General features: G+C 72.0%; 14 protein-coding genes. 10 read left to right on the top strand and 4 right to left on the bottom strand.

The window, feature by feature from the left end; translation table 11 throughout:
- Positions 1-8: 8 nt before the first annotated feature.
- From ACIQTT_RS08735 to ACIQTT_RS08755, 5 genes are all read left to right on the top strand, one after another.
- Positions 9-1,073, top strand: coding sequence for a nucleoside hydrolase (locus tag ACIQTT_RS08735; protein WP_402788594.1), 1,065 nt, complete (start codon positions 9-11; stop codon positions 1,071-1,073).
- Positions 1,074-1,076: 3 nt separating this feature from the next.
- Complete coding sequence (locus ACIQTT_RS08740; RefSeq protein WP_402788596.1) at positions 1,077-2,381, top strand: hypothetical protein; 1,305 nt, start codon at positions 1,077-1,079, stop codon at positions 2,379-2,381.
- The gene (locus ACIQTT_RS08745) at positions 2,378-3,646 is read left to right on the top strand and encodes an LLM class flavin-dependent oxidoreductase (protein WP_402788598.1); all 1,269 of its coding nucleotides are present in this window, start codon (positions 2,378-2,380) and stop codon (positions 3,644-3,646) included. Before ACIQTT_RS08740 ends, ACIQTT_RS08745 begins: the two co-directional genes overlap by 4 nt.
- Positions 3,643-4,344 carry a hypothetical protein gene (locus ACIQTT_RS08750; protein WP_402788600.1) on the top strand — a complete coding sequence of 234 codons (702 nt, stop codon included), beginning with the start codon at positions 3,643-3,645 and terminating at the stop codon, positions 4,342-4,344. The genes ACIQTT_RS08745 and ACIQTT_RS08750 overlap by 4 nt, the downstream gene beginning before the upstream one ends.
- Before the next feature lie 193 nt (positions 4,345-4,537).
- Positions 4,538-4,729, top strand: a complete 192-nt coding sequence (locus ACIQTT_RS08755) for a hypothetical protein (protein WP_402788602.1) — start codon at positions 4,538-4,540, stop codon at positions 4,727-4,729.
- A gap of 25 nt (positions 4,730-4,754) precedes the next feature.
- On the opposite strand, the gene ACIQTT_RS08760 is transcribed toward ACIQTT_RS08755, so the two are convergent.
- Both ACIQTT_RS08760 and ACIQTT_RS08765 read right to left on the bottom strand, forming a co-directional pair.
- Positions 4,755-6,008: an LLM class flavin-dependent oxidoreductase gene (locus ACIQTT_RS08760; RefSeq protein WP_402788604.1), complete on the bottom strand. Its 1,254-nt coding sequence runs from the start codon at positions 6,006-6,008 to the stop codon at positions 4,755-4,757.
- On the bottom strand, positions 6,005-8,068 hold the full coding sequence (locus ACIQTT_RS08765; RefSeq protein WP_402788606.1) for an acyl-CoA dehydrogenase family protein: 2,064 nt from the start codon (positions 8,066-8,068) through the stop codon (positions 6,005-6,007). Before ACIQTT_RS08765 ends, ACIQTT_RS08760 begins: the two co-directional genes overlap by 4 nt.
- A gap of 119 nt (positions 8,069-8,187) precedes the next feature.
- Between ACIQTT_RS08765 and ACIQTT_RS08770 the strand changes: the two genes are divergently transcribed.
- Positions 8,188-8,619: a hypothetical protein gene (locus tag ACIQTT_RS08770; protein WP_402788608.1), complete on the top strand. Its 432-nt coding sequence runs from the start codon at positions 8,188-8,190 to the stop codon at positions 8,617-8,619.
- Between the two features lie 144 nt (positions 8,620-8,763).
- Here the strand turns inward: ACIQTT_RS08770 and ACIQTT_RS08775 are convergent, their stop codons facing one another.
- A complete protein-coding gene (locus ACIQTT_RS08775; protein ID WP_402788610.1) occupies positions 8,764-9,972 on the bottom strand; it encodes an acyl-CoA dehydrogenase family protein in 1,209 nt (402 codons plus the stop codon).
- The gene (locus tag ACIQTT_RS08780; RefSeq protein ID WP_402788612.1) at positions 9,969-11,351 is read right to left on the bottom strand and encodes an O-acetylhomoserine aminocarboxypropyltransferase/cysteine synthase family protein; all 1,383 of its coding nucleotides are present in this window, start codon (positions 11,349-11,351) and stop codon (positions 9,969-9,971) included. Before ACIQTT_RS08780 ends, ACIQTT_RS08775 begins: the two co-directional genes overlap by 4 nt.
- A 100-nt stretch (positions 11,352-11,451) precedes the next feature.
- On the opposite strand from ACIQTT_RS08780, the gene ACIQTT_RS08785 reads away from it, so the two are divergent.
- The 4 genes from ACIQTT_RS08785 to ACIQTT_RS08800 are packed head-to-tail and all read left to right on the top strand — an operon-like array spanning position 11,452 to position 16,430.
- The gene (locus ACIQTT_RS08785; RefSeq protein WP_402788614.1) at positions 11,452-12,381 is read left to right on the top strand and encodes a hypothetical protein; all 930 of its coding nucleotides are present in this window, start codon (positions 11,452-11,454) and stop codon (positions 12,379-12,381) included.
- Positions 12,378-13,637 carry an adenosylhomocysteinase gene (locus ACIQTT_RS08790; RefSeq protein WP_402788616.1) on the top strand — a complete coding sequence of 420 codons (1,260 nt, stop codon included), beginning with the start codon at positions 12,378-12,380 and terminating at the stop codon, positions 13,635-13,637. Before ACIQTT_RS08785 ends, ACIQTT_RS08790 begins: the two co-directional genes overlap by 4 nt.
- Positions 13,638-13,674: 37 nt before the next feature.
- Positions 13,675-15,066, top strand: coding sequence for an amidohydrolase family protein (locus ACIQTT_RS08795; protein ID WP_402788618.1), 1,392 nt, complete (start codon positions 13,675-13,677; stop codon positions 15,064-15,066).
- Positions 15,063-16,430, top strand: a complete 1,368-nt coding sequence (locus tag ACIQTT_RS08800) for an NtaA/DmoA family FMN-dependent monooxygenase (RefSeq protein WP_402788620.1) — start codon at positions 15,063-15,065, stop codon at positions 16,428-16,430. The genes ACIQTT_RS08795 and ACIQTT_RS08800 overlap by 4 nt, the downstream gene beginning before the upstream one ends.
- Positions 16,431-16,775: the final 345 nt, after the last annotated feature.

Here is a 16,775-nt window from a genome sequence, read left to right on the forward strand (position 1 = left end):
GCAGGATCATGCCCGACTTCGCCCCCGAGAAGCAGTGGATCGTCGTCGACACCGACACCGGTATCGATGACGCCCACTCCCTGCTCTACCTGCTGGCCCAGCCCGACGTCGAGATCGTCGGCATCACCACGATCTACGGCAACTGCGCGGTCGAGGACTCGGCCCGCAACGTCGCGTACGTGCTCGACGTGGCGGATGCCCCGCGCATCCCGATCTACCTGGGCGCGAGCGGCCCCCTCGACGGCGACCCGTCGATCGCCTGGTTCGTGCACGGCCACGACGGCCTCGGCGACCGCGGCTTCGAACGCCCCGAGCCGACGCTCGAAGCGGAGACCGCGGCCGACTACCTCGTGCGCATCGCGAACGAGCACCCGGGTGAGATCGACCTGCACCCGCTCGGGCCGCTCACGAACATCGCGCTGGCGCTGGAGAAGGATCCGGAGCTGTTCCTGAAGTTCCGTTCCGTGGTCATCATGGGCGGCGCGGGTCCGTACCCCGCCCCCGGCACCCCGACCGTGACCGACGCGAACACGAACAACGACCGCGCGGCGGCCGAGGCCGTGTTCGGCGCCGTGAACAACGGCAACGTGATCATGGTGGGCGTCAACGTGACCTCGCAGGCGCTGCTCGAGGAGGACGTCACGGCTCTGCTGCTCGGCTCCGACCTGCCGGCGGCGCACTTCGCGGGCACGATCCTCGACGCGTACAACGACTTCTACCAGTACAAGTGGGGGCGCCGGATCTCGGCCGCCCACGACGGACTGTCGTCGGTGATCCTGCACCGGCCCGAGATCGTGACGGGCTGGATCGAGGGCCCGGTCGACTTCACCCCGGCCGCGGGCTCGCTCGCGACGCGGGTCGCGCTCACGAGCGACGGCCTGCCGCTGGTGTGGGGAACGCCCGAGGGCGCCTCGACGCGGGCGGTGACCTCGTTCGATCTGACCGAGTTCCGCCGCCGCTTCGTGCACGCGCTCGCCTACGGCCGCACGCGTCCGGCGCTCGACCCGGCCGGCCGCACGGCCCCCGCGGGCTGGCCGAACTCCGGCCCGTCGGGTGCAAGCGGAACGGTCTGACGGATGCCGGAGGATCTGCTCGCGTTCACCTCGGTCGCAGACGTCGGGGTCGCCCTGCCGAACGTCGCCGAGATCGATGAGGTCATCGGCCGCATCGCCGCCGAATCGCCGGCGCGCGACCACGACCGCGACCCTGAACGGGGACTTCGCGCCGACGTGCGCGAGCTCGCCCGCCTCGGGCTGACGGCGGCGCGCCTGCCGGTCGCCGCCGGAGGCGCGGGGCTCACGTACCCGCAGCTCGTCGACCTGCAGATCCTCCTGGGCCGCGCCGACGCGAACGTCACGCAGAGTCTGCGCACGCACTTCACCACCAGCGACCGCGCCGCCCGCGCCATCGCCCGTGGTGAGACGGATGCCGCGACCGCCGAGATCGCTGCCGGCCTGCTCTTCGCCGGGGCGACCACCGAGGGCGCCGGAGAGATCGGCACGGTGGGCACGACGCTGCGCACGGATGCCGACGGCATCCTGCGTCTGAACGGCCGCAAGGCCTATGCGACCGGCACGGGCTACGCCGACCGGATCTCGGTGCTCGCTTCCGACGAGGACGGCCGCCATCTGGTCGCGATCGTCGCTGCGGATGCCGAGGGCGTCGTGCTGCACGACGACTGGGACGGCGTGGGCCAGCGGCTCACCACGTCGGGCACGGTCGAGTTCACCGACGTGGTCGTCGACCCGGAGCGCGTGCGCGTGGGCGAGGGCTCGCGCGCCGATCGACTCGGCAACCTCGACGCCGTGCTGCAGCTCACGCACCTCGCGACGCTGGCCGGGATCGCGCTGCGCACCCGCGACGACGCGATCGCCTGGCTGCGCTCACGCACTCGCAACTTCAGCCACGCCTCGACCGTCGTGCCCGCCGACGACCCGCAGCTGCAGGAGCGCATCGGCACGCTCGACGGCCTCGCGCAGACCGTGGTGGCGTCGGTGCGCACCGCCGCCACGCTGCTCGGAGCCGACCTGGAACGTCCCCTCGCCGAGCAGACCGGTGACGGGCACCTCGCCGTCACGCGCGCGCAGATCACCGTGCCGGCGCTCGTGCAGCAGGCCGCGCAGAGCGTCTTCGACCTGGGCGGCGGATCGCTCGTCGACGGCCGCCTCGCCCTCGATCGACACTGGCGCAACGCCCGCACGCTCAGCAACCACAACCCCGTGCACCTCAAGGCCCGGGCGCTCGGCGAACGCGCCCTGGTCGGCAGCGACCTGCCCGAGATCTGGTACGTCGGCACGGGTCGGCTCGGCGCAGCCGCTCCGGCATCCGCCACCGCAGCCACGCCCGCGTCCGCGACCGCCGAGAAGGAGACCGCCCGATGACCCGCCCCCTCGTGATCGGCGCGAACGTCTACGACTACGGAACGGATGCCGGTGCCTGGCGCGCGCCGGGCGAAGACCCGTTGCGCGTGTTCGGTTCCGACTTCTGGCGCGACGCCGCCCGCACGGCGGAGGACGCCGGCATCCACGCGATCTTCCTCGCCGACACCCCGGGGCTCGCGTCGAACCCCGCGATCCGTCCGAGCCGCCTCCTCGAGCCGCTCGCGGCGCTGGCCACCGTCGCCGCCGAGACCGAGCACCTCGGCATCATCTCGACCGTCTCGTCGAGCACGAACGACCCGGTCGAGCTGACTCGCCGCCTTCTCGGAGTCAGCGCGTTCAGCGGCTCGCGGTTCGGGTGGAACGTCGTCACGGGTGTCACCGGTCCCGCCGTCACCGACTTCGGCTACACCTCCGACCCCGGACGCGAGGAGCGCTACGCCCGCGCCGAGGAGTTCGTCGACGCCTACACCGCGTTCCTCGCCGCCGTGCAGGGCGACACCGATTACGTGCACGAGGGCGAGTACTTCGGCGACAGCATCCGTCGTGCCGATCTGGGCGTCGACCCCGCGATCCGGGCCCTGCTGCCCGACGTCGCGCCCCTCGTGGTGCAGGCCGGTGGCTCGCCGCGCGGGCGTCAGCTCGCCGCCGCGAGCGCCGAAGCCGTGTTCGCCGCCGAAACCGTCAAAGAGACGGCGGCCGAGAACCGCCTCGACCTGCGCCGTCGGTCGGCGGAGCTCGGGCGACCCGCGCCTCTCGTGCTCCCCGGCATCCACCTCGTCGTCGGTTCGACCGAGGAAGAGGCCGAGCGCCGATTCCTGACCATCCACGAGCGCAGCCCCGACGGCTACGTGCTCAAGCGCTTCACGGCGATGTTCGGCATCGACGGCTCGCGCCTCGACCTCGACGCCCCGGCCGAGGGCGAGATCCAGCGACTGTCGGGCGATCCCTCGGCCGCACCCATCGGTTTCCGCAAGGCGATCGCCGCCTACGGCGCCGCCGGCAACCTCACGGTGCGCGAACTCCTGCGCTACTTCGCCGGATTCGGGCACCAACTCTTCGTCGGCACCCCCGAGCGGCTCGTCGACATCATGACCGACTGGGTGGATGCCGGGGCCGCCGACGGCTTCAACCTGCTGTTCGACACCAACCCGTGGGGACTGCGAGAGTTCGCCGAGCACGTGACGCCGGTGCTGAAGTCGCGCGGGCTGCTCGCCTCGCCGGGCGATCAACCGTTCACCCGCTGGATGAGAGAGGCCCGCCGATGACCCGTCTGCTGCGCGTCGACGACGCCACCCTCGCCTCCTTCGCCGTGCGCTCGGGGTCCGGCCGTGCGGCGCGCGCCGCACTCGGCGCCGAACTGGATGCCGCGGCCGACGTGCTGCTGCTCGGCGACCTCACCGGCCCCGGGCCCGACCGCACCGCCGCCGCGGGGGCGCTTCTCGCGATCACGCAGCGGGCCGTCGTGGTGCCGATCATCGGTGAGCGGCAGCATCCGATCAACCTCGGCCGGAACATCTCGACCCTCTCGAACCTGCACGGACGGCGGATCGGACTCGCCGGGACGTCGGCACCGGTGCTGGCGCTGATCTCGCGGCTGTTCGAGTCGTGGCCGCTCGATGCGATGGTCGGTGATTCCGAGGCCGGGGTGTACGTCGACGATTCGCGCATCGTGCGGATCTCGGATCTCGCGTTCCCATCGATCGGCGGGCCGCTGACGGTGCCGGTGGATGTTGCGGACAAGCCCGTGACGGTGCTGTTGTCGCCGTCGGCCCAGGTGGGGCCGGGGGTCGATGTGGTGCTCGACGCGGCCGCGCTGCCGGTGTGGGGAACGGTGCCGGTGATCGGTGACGAGGGCGATGAGGACATCGTCGGGGCACGTACGGCCTTCGGCCTCGGGGCGTCGGCGGCGATCGCTTCCGGAGCTCCGGCCTTCGCCGGGTCGGGTCGGTTCGACCAGGTCTGAAGTCCTTCGTCTCGCTGCGCTCGCTCAGGAACCGGGTCGTGTCACTCGGCAAAGGGGCCCGCATCGCGTGGGGCGGACTTCTCCGTGATGGGCGGAGGGATCGGGCGAGAATCTCCGCCCGACGGTGAGATCTCCGCCCGCACCGTTCGGGTGCGGAGCGCCACTCCTCTCTGCTCGCCGATACGCTCGGAGCATGACGCGTTTCGGCAGGTACCGCGGCATCCGGGTGGAGATCGTGCCGGTGCCGCGTGGCGACGTGTCGCTCTTCGCCGACGACCCGCGCGCCACCGAAGAGGGATTCGTGCCGTTCGGGTTCGAGCGACCCGAGATCCAGCAGTGGGTCAAGAACGTCGCCCCCGATGATCCGGAGCTTCGGCGGGACTGACCGCGAGGCGACGGGGCCGACCGCCTCACGGCCGGCGGAAGCGCTCCAGCACCCCGCCCTGACCGTACTCGCGGCGGAAGATCCCGCGGCGCTGCAGCTCGGGCACGACCTGGTCGACGAAGTCCTCGAGCCCGGACGGGAACAGGTCGAGCATGATGTTGAAGCCGTCGGCCGAACCCGACCGGAACCACTCCTCCATCGTGTCGGCGATCTGCTCGGGCGTGCCTGCGAGGAACCGCTGCCCGTAGCCGCCGAAGTCGCGCAGCAGGCGGCGGATCGTCGGCTGCTCCGACCGGATCCCCTCGATCAGCACCCGGCGGTACGCCGCCGACCATCCGGCATCCTGCGCTTCGGCATCCGCGAGGATCTGCGCGGGCACCGGCGCGTCGAGGTCGAGCCCCGAGAAGTCGGCGCCGAGCGCCTTCGACAGCTCGTTGAGGCTGTAGGTCGCGGGGGCGAGGTGCTCCCAATGGTCGAAGCGGTCCCAGGCCTCCTGCTCAGTGCTGCCGATGACGACCGCGAGCCCCGGGAACACCCGCACGTCGTCGGCCGAGCGACCGGCCTCGACCGCGTAGGAGCGGATCTTCTGACGGTGCTCCGCCGCGGATGCCGGGTCGTGGTCGACCGAGTACACGCCGTCGGCGACGAGTCCCGCGAGGCGCCAGCCCGGCTCCGACCCGCCGGCCTGCACGATGGCGGGCCGCTCGGGCACGAGGGCGTCCATCTCGAGCCCGGCGTGCACCGAGAACGAGCCGTCGTGATCCACGATGTCGGGAGTACCCGCGGTCTCCCACAGGCGCTTGATGACGGTGACGAACTCCTCGGCGCGGGCGTACCGCACCGCGCGCTCGGGAACCTCGGTGATGCCGAAGTTGCGCACGGCCTCGACGTCCCAGCTGGTGACGGCGTTCCACGCGAAGCGCCCCTGCGTCGCGGTGTGCAGCGCCCACAGGCGGCGCGCGAGCTCGACCGGTTCGTTGAGAGTGGTGGATGCCGTCGCCACGAAGCCCAGGTGCTCGGTCGCGGCCGCCATCGCCGGCACGAGCACGCCCGGGTCGAGGTACTGCACCGGGCGGCTGCGCGGGTCGGTGATCGCGGGGCGATCGGCGAGGAAGATCGCATCCACCAGACCGCGCTCGGCGATACGGGCAACGTTCTGCCAGTGCGCGAGATCGACGATCGCGTCAGGGCGGATGTCGGGGGCGCGCCACGCGGCGGGACGCTGCCCGACGCCGAGCACGTTGATGTTGACCGTGAGCAGGCGGCTCTCGTCGCTCATGATGCCTCCGTCTCGCTGCCGCGCTCGAAGCGGGCGGATGCTCCGGGGAGCTCGTACAGGGCCGGCGCGGGCAGCCGCAGCCGGGCGCGCAGGGTCTCGGGCGCGGCATCCGCGACGGCATCCGACCCCGCATCCGCACTGCCGTCGGCGATGACCGGCAGGGCACCCGCGATCGCGAGCAGTCCGTCGATGTCATCCGCCGCATGGCCGGTCGCGAGCGGGTGGCCCGCGGCATCCGCGTAGGGCAGCACCCAGGCGTCGTCGCGCACGAGCAGGTCGACGTAACGGTGCACGTCGTCGAATCTGCGCGACGACACGAACACCGGCAGGTGCTGCGGGCTGCTCGGCACGTTCAGCGGGCCCGCCGTCGGGAAGGCGCCGTCGGCGTTGATGCGACGGATGCTCTCGGTCTGCGCGAAGTGGCGGGCACCGGCATCCGCGGCGATCGATTCCTGCGGCCAGGTGCGCAGCAGCTGCTGCACCACACGGATGCGGTCGCGCTGCTCCTCGGTCTCGGTGTCGCCGTCGTCGAGCACCCAGGCGGTGCGTCCGCCCGACAGCTGCTCGAGCGAGGCGATGCGCCGGGCGAGGTTGTAGGGGTGGCCGGTGAGCGACAGATCGCCGGTGCCGACGGCGAACCACGCCGTGGGCAGGCGGTGCAGCAGGGTCGCGATCGCGACCGCCGCGTCGAAGTGCGCGCCGGGGCGCTCGTCGAACTGGAAGAGCACGGGCTCGCGCCCGCCGAACGCCGCGGCCACCGCATCGAGCGAACGCGGGGCGGCGGCGAGGCGGGCGGCGAGAGCGGCATCGAGCCGCACGACGGTCAGCGGACGGATGCCGTCGGCGATCGACTGCGCGACCGCGACCTCGCGCTCGGCGGGATCGGCGATGCGGTCGATCGCGTAGATCTCCCGGTCGGCGATCGCGCGCAGGCGGTGCAGCACGGGGTTGTGCGTCGACAGGGTCTGGGCGTTGCGCCAGAACCGGTCGAGGCGCAACGACTGGCGCAGGTTCTGCGCCTCGGCGATGTCCTCGAGCAGCGCGGGCAGGGTCATCAGCTTGTCGGCCGCCTCGATGACCTGCGGCACGATCGTGGCCTGCGCCTGGAAGACGGCGTTCACGGCGTCATCGGCGAGGGTCTCGGCATCCGCATCTCCGGCGATGATCGCCTGGTGCGCGATCTCGCTCAGCCGCCCGATCTCGCCGAGCGAGGCCCGGGCCGAGGCGACGAGCGCGCTGATGCGGCCGTAGCCCTCGAGCACGAGGATCGGCGATCCGCCGTGCGCGCGGTCGATCTGATCGACGAGATCGGATGCCGCGGCGCGAGCGCCCTCGCCGATGCCCACGAGCACGGCGAGCAGGATCATCTGCTGCCAGCCCGGGGTACCGAGATGCTGCGTCTGCCACGGGGCGACGTCATCGGGGTCGACGGGGGCGCCGTCGAGCACGGTCGTTCCGCTGGCGGTGGCGCGCTGGCCGAAGCCGGTCCAGTCATCGAGGAGCGTGACGCCCTCGGCATCCACCGGCAGAGCCGCGATCACGAGGTCGCCGGCGTCGTCGACCGCGCTGTACTCGAGCCAGTCGGCGTAGCGGCTGCCCGTGGAGTAGAACTTGCGGCCGGTGAGACGCGGGACACCGGTCTCGGTCGAGAGGCGGGTGGTGAAGACGCTCGGACCGGAGCCATCGGCCTCGGTCCAGCCACCGCCGATGATCGAACCTTCGGCGACGCGGGAGATCCAGCGGTCACGCAGGGCACCGGCGGGCGACTTCACGTGGCGCTCGGTGGCGAGCACATGCGTGCGCCAGGCCTGCGCGAGGTTCGAGTCGGCCGCCGCGATCGCGAGCAGGGCGTCGAGCAGGTCGAGCACGTCACCGCCCAGACCGCCCTCGGCGACGGGCACGCGGATGCGGCCGAAGCCGGCGGCGGCGAGACGAGTGAAGAAGCTCTGCGGGAGCTCGGGGGCATCGGCGGTGCTCGCCTGGCGGATCTCGTCGAGGAGCGCCGGGATTCCGGGAGTTCTCCGCGCCCAATCCAGGGAGCCGAACGGACGGGAGGTCATGGCTTCAGCGTATCCAGCGGCGACGGGTCGGGTCGGCCCTGTTAACGCGCATGACGTTCGGGCGGATGCCGTTCGATACAGTCGGAGCTTCCCGCCGCTTCACTTCTCCGAGGAGAACCATGCCCGCCTCTGCTCTGCCGTCCGACCGCGCCACCGGGCTGGTGCGCGACCTCGCCGACCTGATCGCCGAGGTCACCGAGGCGGGTGCCGCTCAGACCGCGGCGCGCACCCGCCGTCAGCAGCACGGCAACACCGAGCGCGCAGCCGACGACCCCCAGTTCCTGCGGGTTCTCGCCGATTCCGCCGCCCGCTCGGCCGTGGCTTCCGCCGCCGCGGAGTCGGTGCTGCGTCGCGCGGCGGAGGGCGAAGCATCCGTCGCCGATGTCGAGCTCGTGGCCGCGGGTCTCGTGCCGCTGGCCGGCGATGCCGTTCGGGCGCTGTTCGAGACGCTCGGCGCCTCGGCCACCCTGTCGGAGCACGGTCTCCACCACTTCTGGACCCGCCTGCACGACCTCGAGGGCCAGGCCCTGAGCCTCCAACTGGGTCGCTGAGCCTCCAACTGGGTCGCTGAGCCTGTCGAAGCGTCCCCCACACGACACAGCTTCACGTAGTGGGGCCCTTCGACAAGCTCAGGGACCCAGCTCCTGGGTCGCTGAGCCTGTCGAAGCGTCCCACCCCGAGGAACCTCGGCGACCTCAGGTGTAGAGGGACAGGGGCTGGCGGATGCCGAGGAGGAAGTCGGCGCCGACCTCGAGCTTCTTGTAGTCGATGGGGTCGTGAAGCGAGTGCGTGCGGATGTTGCGCCAGTGCGCGTCGAGGCCGATCTTCGACGCGGTCGAGCTCGAGCCCGTGGCCTCGAACACTCGGTGCGCGACGTCGGTCGCCGTCTCGCTCGACACGACCTTGAGCTGCGCGACGCGGATCGCGATGTCGCCGCGGGCCTGCTCGTCGACCTCGTCCCCGCGCGCGACGACCGCGTCGTACTCCTCGTTCACGCGATCGGCGAGCGCCTCGACCGCGGCGACCTGCGCGACGAGCTCGCCGTAGAGGCGCTGCACGAAGGGGTCGTCGCGGTAGCGCTCGGCGCCGCTGAGGAACCACGCGTTCGGCCGCGCGTTGGTGAGTTCGCGCGCCTGGTCGAGCGCGCCCTGCGAGATGCCGAGGTACAGGTTGCCGAACAGCAGTTGCACGGCGGGCGTGAGCAGCGCCTGGAACCATTCGTCGGTGCCGAAGCCGAGCAGATGCTCGCGCCCGACCGGAGCATCCGCGAACCGAACGGAATTGCTGGCCGAGAGTCGCTGACCGAGGAAGTCCCAGTCGTCTTGCACCTCGACACCCGGATGCCCCGCCGGCAGCACCAGGAACGCGAACCGCCCCTCGTCGGGACCGGAATCCACCACCGCGTTCACGAGGATCACATCGCCCACCGACGACCCCGTCGAGAAGCGCTTGACCCCCGCCAGCCGGAATCCGTCTCCATCGGGAGTGAGCGACAGCGTGGGATCGACCGGGTTCACCGAGTCGCCCCAGAGCCACGTGCCCTCGATCGACCGGCGGTACCAGTCGTCACGCTCCTCGGCACTCGCGACCAGGGCGATCGTGGCCGAGTTGGCGTAGTGGTAGCCGAGCAACTGCGCGATGCCGGCATCCACCCGGGCGATCTCGCGCACCGCGAGGAATGCTGACGACCAGTGCGCTCCTCCTCCGCCCAGCGATGCCGGGTCGAGCAGGGTCGTGAGCCCGGAGCGCTGCAGCAGCGCCGACTCGGCGTGCGGCACGGCGCCGGCGCGTTCGCGCGTGAGCACGTCGACCGCGAGTTCCGCAGCCGCCGCCTGCGCGACGGAGCGCCAATGCGCGTTCTCCTCGCGGGTCGCGACCCCGGTCCACTGGCTGCGGGCGGTCACGGTGCGACCGCCGCGGCATCCGAACCGTCGGAGAGATACGCGCTCACCGCGGCGAGCGCCGAGTCGAGGTCGGCGATGAGGTCGGCGACCGTCTCGATGCCGACGGAGAGCCGCACGAGCCCCTCGTCGATACCGAGCTGCGCCCGCAGTTCGGGCGTGAACGACAGGTGCGTGGTGGTCGCGGGGTGCAGCACCATCGAGCGCACGTCGCCGATGTTGGTCATGCGGCTGAACACGCGCAGGCTGTCGATGAAGATCTCGGCCCCGGCCCGCCCGCCGCGCACGGTGACGGCGAACACCGACCCGCTGCGGCCGTCGAGGGTGCGCTGGGCGATCTCGTGCTGCGGATGCCCCGGGAGACCGGCGTAGTCGACGTACTCGACCGCCGGATGCTGCGCGAGGAACTCGGCGATCGCGCGGGAGTTCGACACGTGCCGCTCCATGCGCAGCGACAGGGTCTCGATGCCCTGCTGCAGCAGGAACGCGTGGAACGGCGACAGCGCCGGACCGAGATCGTTCACGATGCCGCCGCGCACGAAGTACTCGTAGGCGCGGGGGCCGTGGGTCTCGAGGGCGCTCGGCACGCCGGGTGCCGGCGAGTCGGTGATCCCGGCGTAGGAGCGCGGGCTGCCGGCCCAGTCGAATGTTCCGCCGTCGACGACGATGCCCGAGATCGCGGCACCGTGGCCGGTGAGGAACTTGGTGCCCGAGTGCACGACGATGTGCGCGCCCAGTTCGAGCGGGCGCACGAGGTAGGGCGTGCCGATCGTGTTGTCGACGATGAGCGGGATGCCGTGGCGCTCGGCGATGCGGGCGACGGCGGCGATGTCGACCACGTCGTTCTTGGGGTTCGGGATCGTCTCGGTGAAGATCGCCTTGGTGTCGGGGCCGATCGCGGCCTCCCACTCGGCCTCGTCGGTCGGATCCTGCACGTAGTCGACGCCGACGCCGAAGCGGGCGAACGAGCGGCCGAACAGGATGCGCGTGCCGCTGTAGATGCTCGCGGTCGAGACGAACCGGTCGCCGTTGCCGACGATCGACAGGATCGCGGCGCTGATCGCGGCCTGTCCAGACGAGACGACGATCGCGCCGACGCCGCCCTCGAGCGCGGCGATGCGGCGCTCGGCGACCTCGTTCGTGGGGTTGAGGTTGCGCGAGTAGATCTGCCCGTCCTCGCCCCCGAAGCGGCGCGTGCTCTCATCGAACGAGTCGAAGCGGAACGCCGCACTCAGGTAGATCGGCGCGATGCGCGACCCGTGGGCGGGTTCCTCGAACTCCCCCGCATGGATCTGGCGGGTGTCGAAGCCGAAGCCCGTCCAGTCGTACACCGGTTCGAGCACTTCGTGCGGGACGGATTCGGGACGGATGCCTTCGCTCATTGCCCCGACGCTAGACAACGCGCGCCCGCGGCGCTCGCCCGCGCGTCATGAGAGGTCACAGACCGGCGGTGCGCGACGGCGAACGGATAGCGTCACGACCGTGACCGCTGCCCCTTCCCGCACCCCGTCGACGGATGCCGTGACGCCCCCGGGATTCCGGTGGGCGGCGGCCGCGGCGTCCGCCTTCCCGGCGCCTTTCCCTGAGTCGGGTGACGCGCCGGCCCCCGTGTCGTGGCGTTTCGCGGCGCTGCCGGAGGCGGTCGCGGATGCCGCGCGCTCGGCGTTCGGCGTCGATGTCGTGTCGGATGCCGCTGCGCCCGACCCCCGCGACCTGCCCGCCTTCGCGGCGATCTTCGCGCACGCGCGCGCCGAGCAGATCGTGCGGGCGCTCGCCCGGCGCACGAATCTCGTGCTGCCCGCGGCATCCGCTCTCGTGATCGGCGACGGCCCGCTCGCCGATCGTCTCGCCGCGACGCTCACGATCGGGGGCAGTCGGGTGATCCGCGGGATCTCCGACCCGGTCGCGCACCTCCGCGCGCACCTCGCCGGCGCGCGTCTCGTCACCGAGCCGTGGCCCGCGGCCGACCTCGCGCTGGCGACCGGCGAGGGACACTCCCCCGTCGATCCGGCATCCGCCACCGGTGTGCTGATCGACGCGTCCGTGGATGCCAACGGCCTCGTGCCGTCGCGGGCAGGCGACACGGTTCGTCCGTTCGTCACCCGTGCCGGAGAAGGCACCTGGGTCGTCGAGGCCCCGGGCGTGTTCGAGACGCTCGGGCAGCCGAGTCCCGTCGCCGATGCGCTCGTCGCCCTGTCGATCCTCACCCGGCGGGTCTCTGAGCCGTACTGGGTCCCTGAGCCGTACGGGGTCCCTGAGCCGTACTGGGTCCCTGAGCCTGTCGAAGGATCCCGCCCCGAGAGTGAGGGGCGCTTCGACAAGCTCAGCGACCCAGTTGCGAAGCTCAGCCGCCCCGTTGCCGCCGACGCCCATCTCGCCCGGCTGGTGCTCGCCGGATCGGCCCTCGCATGACCGGCCGTATCGCCGACCCGACGCTCTGGCGCGAGGGCACCGAGCGCATCGCGTGGGCACGGCAGTTCATGCCCGCGACCACGGCACTCGCGGCCGAGCTGCGTGAGAGCGGTCGGGTGCGCGGCATCCGCATCGCCGTCTCCGACGTGCTCGAACCGAAGACCGCGACCGTCGCCCTGCTGCTCGCCGAAGCGGGCGCCGACGTCGCCGTGTCGTGCGTCGGACGCGACACCGACGACGCGGTGGCCGCGGCTCTCGTGCACGCCGGCATCCCGACCTACGCGCACCGCGGAGCGACCGACGCCGAGGACCGCGACAACGTGCTCGCCCTGCTCGACCACCACCCCGAGGTGATCGTCGACGACGGCGCCGCGACCATCCGGCTCGCGCACACCGAGCGCCCCGGCATCCTGGGGTCGATGGCCGGGGCGACCGAGCAGACCACGAGCGGCGTGCGCCCGCTGCGCACGATGGAGCGCGAGGGAGCCCTGCGCATCCCGATCCTCGCCGCGAACGACGCCCGCACCAAGTCGCTGTTCGACAACGCGCACGGCACCGGCCAGTCGGTCGTGCTGGCGGTCGCCGATCTGCTCGACCGGTCATGGGCCGGCAGCGAGGTCGTGGTCGTCGGATTCGGACGCGTCGGCAGCGGCGTCGCCCGCCACGCCGCAGCCCTCGGCGCACGCGTGACGGTCGCCGAGGTCGACCCCGTGGCGGCGCTGCAGGCGGCGTTCGCCGGGTACGCGGTCGAGCCGTTGGCGGATGCCGCAGCCCACGCCGATGTGCTCATCTCGACGACCGGCATCGCGCACACCGTCGCGGTTGAGCACCTCGAACGCCTGCCCGAGGGTGCGGCGGTCGCGGTCGGCGGCGGAGCGTTCCAGGAGATCTCGCTGCTCGCGGCCCTCGATGCCGGCGCGGTCGAGACGTCGCGGCGGGGCGCGGTGTCGGTGCTGCGACTCGCGAACGGGCGCAGCATCCGCGTGCTCGACGACGGCCACTGCATCAACGTGAGCGCCGCCGAGGGCAATCCGATCCAGGTCATGGACCTGTCGTTCGGGGTGCAGCTCTCGGCCGTCGACCACCTGCTCGCGGGGCGCGGCACCCTCACGCCCGCGGTGCACATCCTGCCCCGCAGCGCCGACGATCGGGTGGCGGCGCTCGCTCTCGGCGCCTTCGGCGGCGGGCTGGATGCCGTCTCGTCCGCGCAGAGCGACTACCTGACCTCGTGGCGTCCCCGCGACGTCACTCCCTGAACCAGAACGACCCGACCCGAACACCCGAGAGACGACCATGAGCGACATCACCCTCCACCGCGCGCGCACCGTGCTGCCCGTCGCCGCGCCCCCGATCGCCGATGGCGCGGTCGCCGTGCGCGACGGACGCATCGTGGCGGTCGGCGCGCACGACGCCCTCACCGCCGAGCTCGGCGACGCGATCGGCGAGCGCCGCGAGTGGGACGGCGCCCTCACGCCCGGACTCGTCAACGCCCACACGCACCTGCAGTACACCGACATGGCGGCGGTGGGCCGGGGGCAGTATCCGAGCTTCGAGACCTGGGCGCTCGCCTTCGAGAAGGGTTACCGCGTCGAGCACGACTGGGCGGCGTCGGCCGCCGAGGGCGTGCGCCTGTCGATCGAGTCGGGCACGACCGCGGTCGCCGAGATCGTCACAGACCCCGAGGCGGGGCGCGCGGTGCACGACGCCGGGCTCCACGGGGTCGTGTTCTGGGAGGTGTTCGGCTGGAAGCGCGCCGCCTGGCAGCACGACGGGCCCGAGCGGGTGCTCGCCCAGCTCGATGCGCTCCCCTCCCCTCCCGCGACCGGCCTCTCGCCGCACGCGATCTACTCGCTCGACACCGACGTGTTCCGCGAGCTCCAGCGGCTCGCCGAGGCGAACGGCGTACGTCTGCACATCCACGCCGCGGAGTCGGCGTCCGAAGACGAGTTCGCCCGCTTCGGCACCGGACCCCTCGCCGAGCGCTGGCGCGGCCTCGGGCACTCCGACATGCAGCTGCTCTCGGCAGGTGGCTCGGGCAACGGCGTCGTGCACTACCTCGACACGGTCGGGGTGCTCACGCCGCACTCGCACCTCGCGCACGGCATCTACGTCGACGCCGCCGACCGTGCCCTGCTGCGCGAACGCGGGGTGTCGGTCGCGCTGTGTCCGCGCTCGAACGCCGTCATCGGACTGGATGCCCCGCCCATCGCCGCGTACCTGACCGAAGGCAATCCGATCGGGGTGGGCACCGACTCGCTGTCGTCGTCGCCCTCGCTGCGGGTGCTCGACGACGTCGCCGAACTGCACCGGCTCGCCCGCGCGCAGGGGTACTCGGCCGACGACCTGCACGCACGCCTGCTGCACGCGGCGACGGCCGGTGGTGCCCGCGCGCTCGGCCTCGCCGACGGGCCCGCACCGGCCGGCACCCTGGTCGCAGGCGCTCGCGCCGACCTCGCGGTGTTCGCGACCGCATCCGCTGATCCGCGCGATGCGCTCGCCGAGATCGTCGAGGGGGCGCCCGAGGCGCTCGGCACGGTGGTCGACGGGCGGATGCTGTGGGACGGAGTTCCTGCAGGGCGGGGCCCTTCGACAGGCTCAGGGACCCAGATCAACTCAGGGGCCGCGTCTCTTGCAGGGGGCCCTTCGACGGGCTCAGGGGCCCCGTTCGAGGGAGCACGCGCATGACCGACCCGAAGCCCCTCTTCTTCGGCCTGTACGAGCAGGCGTGCGTCGGCAACGGGTCCGGGGCCGTGAGCCTGTGGACCCACCCCGACGACCGGCGCCTCGGCGCGCTCGACCTGCGCTACTGGATCGACCTCGCCCGTCGCGCCGAAGAGGCCGAGTTCGACCTCTTCTTCTTCGGGGACGTGCTCGGCATGTACGACACGCTCGGCGGCGGCCCCGCGACCGCGCTCGAGTGGGGCGTCGAGCTGCCCGCGCACGACCCGCTCCTGCACATCCCTGCTCTCGCCGCGGTCACCGAGCGCATCGCGTTCGGCGCGACGGTGTCGACGACGTACGAGCATCCGTTCGCCCACGCCCGCCGCTTCAGCACGCTCGACCACCTCACCGCCGGGCGCATCGCCTGGAACATCGTCACGTCCTACCTGCCGGGAGCCGCCGCGAACTTCGGCCTCGACGTGCTCGCGCACGACAGTCGATACGACCGGGCCGACGAGTTCCTCGAGGTCGTCTACGACCTGTGGGAGCGCAGCTGGGAAGACGATGCCTACGTCGGCAGTCGCGAGGTGCGGCGCTTCGCCGACCCGTCGAAGGTGCACCGCGTCGACCACGAGGGCGCGCACTTCCGCGTCGCCGGTCCGCACGTCAGCCCGCCGTCGCCGCAGCGCACGCCCTACCTGATCCAGGCCGGCTGGTCGCCGCGCGGGCGCGAATTCGCCGCCCGCCATGCCGAACTGATCTTCGTCGGGGACTCCGACCCGCAGGCGATCCGACAGGGGCTCGCCGGCATCCGTGCCCGCGCCGCCGAGCTGGGCCGCGACCCCGGGCAGATCCGCGCCGTCGTGGGGATGAACCCCGTGCTCGCGCCCACCCGCATCGAGGTGCAGCAGAAGCTCGACGCCTATCAGTCCCACTACAACGCCGACGCCCAGCTCGCCGCGTACGCCGGCTGGAGCGGGATCGACTTCGCCGCCTACGCCGACGACGAGCCCATCGTGAAGCAGTCGACGAACCACACGCAGACGAAGGAGACCCGGTCGGATGCTCCGCCCCTCACCGCGGGAGACGTGCGACGCCGCTTCGCCTCGGTGACCGCCTTCGCCGACGACCGGTTCATCGGCACCCCCGACGAGGTCGCCGCGAACATCGAGGAGTTCGTCGAGGAGTCCGGGGTCGACGGATTCCTGCTGCACCAGTACCTGTCGCCCGGGTCGCTCGACGACTTCTCGACGCTGCTGGCACCGCGTCTGCGCGAGCGGGGGCTGTTCGGCGGACGTCCGTCGGAAGGCACGCTGCGCTCGCGCCTGCGCACCGACGGCGCGGACCGACTGGGCACCGACCACCCCGCCGGGGCTCGGCGGCGCTGAGGGGGTTTCGTGGGGGGGCCCTTCGACAAGCTCAGGGACCCAGTCTCAGAAACTGGGCCGCTGAGCCTGTCGAAGCGTCCCCGGTTACAGAAACTGGGTCGCTGAGCCTGTCGAAGCGTGCCCAGTTACGAAAACTGGGTCGCTGAACCTGTCGAAGCGTCCCCGGTTACGAAAACTGGGTCGCTGAGCCTGTCGAAGCGTGCCGAACCGCCCCCGCGTAACGCGCAGATTTCGCGGGAATGACGATCTGCGTCACATCATTTCGCCGTGTTTCCGACACCGTGACCACACGCCCCCGCGTCCGAGAGACTCATGCCACGGGCATCCGCCCGACCTTCTCCCGAC

Source organism: Microbacterium sp. NPDC090225 (genome assembly GCF_044772365.1).
Classification (GTDB): Bacteria; Actinomycetota; Actinomycetes; order Actinomycetales; family Microbacteriaceae; genus Microbacterium.

Coding starts and splice junctions, on each gene's coding strand:
- ACIQTT_RS08740 (WP_402788596.1), top strand. CDS start 1,077: ATGCCGGAGGATCTGCTCGCGTTCACCTCGGTCGCAGACGTCGGGGTC.
- ACIQTT_RS08770 (WP_402788608.1), top strand. CDS start 8,188: ATGCCCGCCTCTGCTCTGCCGTCCGACCGCGCCACCGGGCTGGTGCGC.
- ACIQTT_RS08755 (WP_402788602.1), top strand. CDS start 4,538: ATGACGCGTTTCGGCAGGTACCGCGGCATCCGGGTGGAGATCGTGCCG.
- ACIQTT_RS08760 (WP_402788604.1), bottom strand. CDS start 6,008: ATGAGCGACGAGAGCCGCCTGCTCACGGTCAACATCAACGTGCTCGGC.
- ACIQTT_RS08790 (WP_402788616.1), top strand. CDS start 12,378: ATGACCGGCCGTATCGCCGACCCGACGCTCTGGCGCGAGGGCACCGAG.
- ACIQTT_RS08800 (WP_402788620.1), top strand. CDS start 15,063: ATGACCGACCCGAAGCCCCTCTTCTTCGGCCTGTACGAGCAGGCGTGC.
- ACIQTT_RS08750 (WP_402788600.1), top strand. CDS start 3,643: ATGACCCGTCTGCTGCGCGTCGACGACGCCACCCTCGCCTCCTTCGCC.
- ACIQTT_RS08795 (WP_402788618.1), top strand. CDS start 13,675: ATGAGCGACATCACCCTCCACCGCGCGCGCACCGTGCTGCCCGTCGCC.
- ACIQTT_RS08780 (WP_402788612.1), bottom strand. CDS start 11,351: ATGAGCGAAGGCATCCGTCCCGAATCCGTCCCGCACGAAGTGCTCGAA.
- ACIQTT_RS08765 (WP_402788606.1), bottom strand. CDS start 8,068: ATGACCTCCCGTCCGTTCGGCTCCCTGGATTGGGCGCGGAGAACTCCC.
- ACIQTT_RS08745 (WP_402788598.1), top strand. CDS start 2,378: ATGACCCGCCCCCTCGTGATCGGCGCGAACGTCTACGACTACGGAACG.
- ACIQTT_RS08735 (WP_402788594.1), top strand. CDS start 9: ATGCCCGACTTCGCCCCCGAGAAGCAGTGGATCGTCGTCGACACCGAC.